The 234-nt window shown below is 67.9% G+C and carries 1 pseudogene; it reads right to left on the minus strand.

Annotation, left to right across the window (positions count from 1 at the left end):
• A pseudogene (locus FDP28_RS20420) lies at positions 1-234 on the minus strand (TasA family protein); the annotation flags it as partial.

The following is a 234-nucleotide window of genomic DNA, read 5'->3' on the forward strand; positions in this document are numbered from 1 at the left end:
GCAGTTTTCGATGGTCAGTTGCAGGCCGTTGGTGGTGTCGGTGGTGAGCAGGGACCCGGTGGCGCCGGCGGTGGTGGTGAGGGTGACGTTGTTCAGGTCGGAGTTGCCGGTGTTGGCCAGGGTGACGAGCTTTTCGACTTTGTCCCCGGGCAGGAGCCCTGCGATGGGGACGTTGAGGGTGTTGGCGGGGCCGGGGGCGCCCAGGGCGATGGTGACGGTGCCTGCGGTGACGGC

The sequence above is a fragment of the Paenarthrobacter nicotinovorans genome (genome assembly GCF_007670255.1).
Classification (GTDB): Bacteria; Actinomycetota; Actinomycetes; order Actinomycetales; family Micrococcaceae; genus Arthrobacter; species Arthrobacter nicotinovorans_B.